The organism is Pseudomonas sp. NPDC047961, assembly GCF_050272435.1.
GTDB lineage: Bacteria > Pseudomonadota > Gammaproteobacteria > Pseudomonadales > Pseudomonadaceae > Stutzerimonas.
Genome location: NZ_JBNNMD010000015.1, coordinates 1 through 2363, shown reverse-complemented (window position 1 = coordinate 2363; position 2363 = coordinate 1). Strand labels below are relative to the sequence as shown.

At 62.7% G+C, this 2363-nt stretch carries 3 protein-coding genes; all 3 read left to right on the top strand.

Features of this window, described 5'->3' with window-relative positions; translation table 11 throughout:
* The first annotated feature begins 101 nt into the window (after positions 1-101).
* The 3 genes from tnpA to tnpC all read left to right on the top strand — a co-directional run bounded on the left by tnpA (position 102) and on the right by tnpC (position 2348).
* The gene (gene tnpA, locus ACQKIK_RS22555) at positions 102-419 is read left to right on the top strand and encodes an IS66-like element accessory protein TnpA (protein WP_041015591.1); all 318 of its coding nucleotides are present in this window, start codon (positions 102-104) and stop codon (positions 417-419) included.
* Positions 416-751: an IS66 family insertion sequence element accessory protein TnpB gene (gene tnpB, locus ACQKIK_RS22550; RefSeq protein WP_041013622.1), complete on the top strand. Its 336-nt coding sequence runs from the start codon at positions 416-418 to the stop codon at positions 749-751. The genes tnpA and tnpB overlap by 4 nt, the downstream gene beginning before the upstream one ends.
* A gap of 61 nt (positions 752-812) precedes the next feature.
* Positions 813-2348, top strand: a complete 1536-nt coding sequence (gene tnpC, locus ACQKIK_RS22545; protein WP_197446041.1) for an IS66 family transposase — start codon at positions 813-815, stop codon at positions 2346-2348.
* Positions 2349-2363 lie beyond the last annotated feature (15 nt).

The following is a 2363-nucleotide window of genomic DNA, read 5'->3' as shown; positions in this document are numbered from 1 at the left end:
CGTAAGCGTCCAGCCAAGTCACCTTCCGAACTCCCGCATTAAGGACGATGGTGTCCGCGTATTTTTAAGCGGACGCGATAGCCCTTATCGCCGGGATTTCCATGCGCCAACGAAGCTCTTACCCCAAACCGTTCAAGGCCCAGGTTGTTCAGGAGTGCCTGCAACCTGGTGCGACCGTCTCCAGCGTTGCCATCAGCCACGGCATCAACGCCAACGTTATTCGCAAGTGGCTGCCGCTTTACCGAGATCAGCTACCAGCGGCGTTGCCGGCGTTCGTGCCATTGAGGGCCACGCCTAAACGAACAACTGAGGCGTTCGCACTCATTGAGTTGTCCCTTGGCGAGCAATCGGTCACGGTGAAATGGCCAGCCTCCGATCCTGAAGGTTGCGCCCGCTTTGTGCGTGGGCTCACCCCGTGATCCGCATCGATGCCATCTGGCTCGCCACCGAGCCGATGGACATGCGCGCCGGCACCGACACCGCGTTGGCGCGTGTGGTGGCCGTGTTCGGTGCGGCGAAGCCGCACTGCGCCTATCTCTTCGCCAATCGCCGCGGCAACCGCATGAAAGTCCTGGTGCATGACGGCGTGGGTATCTGGCTCGCCGCGCGGCGCTTGCACCAGGGCAAGTTTCATTGGCCAGGCATCCGGCACGGCTCGGAAGTCGAACTCGACACCGAGCAACTTCAGGCTTTGGTGCTGGGTCTACCCTGGCAGCGGGTCGGTGCAGCCGGCGCGATCACAGTGCTGTAGCACCTGCCATTAGCCCATCGGTTTAGCTCCGCTGATCGCCTGCTCTGGCACAATCAGCGGCATGACTTCCGCGCCCAATCTCGACCAACTGACGCCTGACCAGCTGCGCACACTGGCCGCGCAGTTGCTCACGCAGGTCGACGTGATGGGCAAGAGGATCTACCGCGACCAAACGGTTATCGAGAACCTCAACCACGAAATCGCCATCCTCAAGCGGCACAAGTTTGCCAAGCGTAGTGAGCAACTGAGCCCTGACCAGGGCCGTCTGCTGGATGACCTGCTCGACACCGACATCGTGGCCATCGAGGCGGAGCTGAAAGCAGTCAATCCGCCGGCTGCGCCGGCCGACGCACGCCAGCAGCCCAAGCGCACACCGCTGCCACCGCAGCTCCCGCGCACCGTGATCCATCACGAACCGGAGAACACCCAGTGCGCCTGCGGCTGCCAGCTGCTACGCGTGGGTGAAGACGTCAGCGAAAAACTGGATTACACGCCGGGCGTGTTCACCGTCGAGCAGCACGTGCGTGGGAAATGGGCCTGCCGCCAGTGCGAAACGCTGATCCAGGCGCCGGTGCCGGCGCAGGTGATCGACAAGGGGATCCCCACCGCCGGCCTGTTGGCGCACGTGATGGTGGCCAAGTTCGCCGACCATCTGCCGCTGTACCGACAGGAAAAGATCTTCGGCCGCGCCGGCCTGGCTATCGCTCGTTCGACGCTGGCGCAGTGGGTCGGGCAAACCGGCGTGCAGCTCCAGCCGCTGGTCGATGCGCTGCGCGAAGCCGTGCTGGGCCAACGCGTGATTCACGCTGACGAAACCCCGGTGCAAATGCTCGCGCCGGGCGAGAAGAAAACCCATCGGGCTTACGTCTGGGCCTACAGCACCACGCCCTTCGCCGATCTGAAGGCCGTGGTCTACGACTTCAGCCCCAGCCGTGCCGGCGAGCATGCGCGCAATTTTCTTGGCCAGTGGAATGGCAAGCTGGTCTGCGACGACTTCGCTGGCTACAAGGCCGGTTTCGAGCGAGGCATCACCGAAATCGGCTGCATGGCCCACGCCCGCCGCAAGTTCTTCGATCTGCACGCGGCGAACAAAAGCCAATTGGCCGAACAGGCGCTGCACTCTATCGCTGGGCTGTACGAAGTCGAACGCCAAGTGCGCGACATGGGCGATGAAGAACGCGGGCGAATACGACAGGAACAGGCTTCACCGATCCTCGACGCGCTGCATGCCTGGATGCTGGCCCAGCGTGATCGGGTGCCCAACGGCTCAGCCACGGCGAAAGCCTTGGATTACAGCCTCAAACGTTGGTTGGCACTGACTCGCTATGTCGAGGATGGTGCCGTGCCCATCGACAATAACCAAGTCGAGAACCAGATCCGCCCGTGGGCTCTAGGTCGCTCCAATTGGCTGTTTGCCGGGTCGCTACGCAGCGGCAAACGGGCGGCGGCAATCATGAGCGTGATCCAGTCGGCGCGCATGAATGGGCATGATCCGTATGCCTATCTCAAGGATGTGCTCACACGACTGCCGACGCAGAAGGCCAGCGCTCTGGTCGAGCTGCTGCCGCACAACTGGGTATCCGCCGGCAAGGTGTAATGCCCGTTCGCTTAC

What these genes read in the sequence shown, in the direction of transcription:
- tnpA (WP_041015591.1), top strand. Translation starts at nt 102, where the DNA reads ATGCGCCAACGAAGCTCTTACCCCAAACCGTTCAAGGCCCAGGTTGTT.
- tnpC (WP_197446041.1), top strand. Translation starts at nt 813, where the DNA reads ATGACTTCCGCGCCCAATCTCGACCAACTGACGCCTGACCAGCTGCGC.